Source organism: Streptomyces sp. SID13726, assembly GCF_010548375.1.
Classification (GTDB): domain Bacteria; phylum Actinomycetota; class Actinomycetes; order Streptomycetales; family Streptomycetaceae; genus Streptomyces.
Map to the genome: position 1 here is coordinate 1 of NZ_JAAGLY010000165.1, position 601 is coordinate 601.

General features: G+C 70.4%; 1 pseudogene. It reads right to left on the reverse strand.

From position 1 onward, the window contains the following. Nucleotides 1-601: pseudogene (locus G3I78_RS46950) on the reverse strand (isocitrate lyase); the annotation flags it as partial.

Genomic DNA, 601 nt, shown 5'->3' on the forward strand with positions numbered 1-601 from the left:
CCGTCGGCCTCGGAGGCGAACTCGGCCTCCTGCAGCTCGACGTAGGCGGACATCGCGCGCTCGTTGTAGCCGCGCGCGAGCTCGAACATGGAGTGCGAGACGGCGTGGAAGCCGGCCAGCGTGATGAACTGGAACGCGTAGCCCATCGCGGCGAGCTCCTTCTGGAAGCTCGCGATCTGGGCGTCGTCGAGGTGCTTCTTCCAGTTGAACGACGGCGAGCAGTTGTAGGCGAGCTTCTTGCCCGGGTGCCGCGCGTGGATCGCCTCGGCGAACGTCCGCGCGAGCTCGAGGTCGGGCTCGCCCGTCTCGACCCAGATGAGGTCGGAGTACGGCGCGTACGCGAGGCCGCGCGCGACGACCGCGTCGAAGCCCGGACGCACCCGGTAGAAGCCCTCGGACGTGCGCTCTCCGGTGAGGAACGGCTGGTCGCGCTCGTCGACGTCGGACGTGAGGAGGTCCGCGGCGAGCGCGTCCGTGCGGGCGATGACGATCGACGGCACGCCCGCGACGTCGGCCGCGAGACGCGCGGCGTTGAGCGTGCGGATGTGCTGGCTCGTGGGCACGAGCACCTTGCCGCCGAGGTGGCCGCACTTCTTCTCGG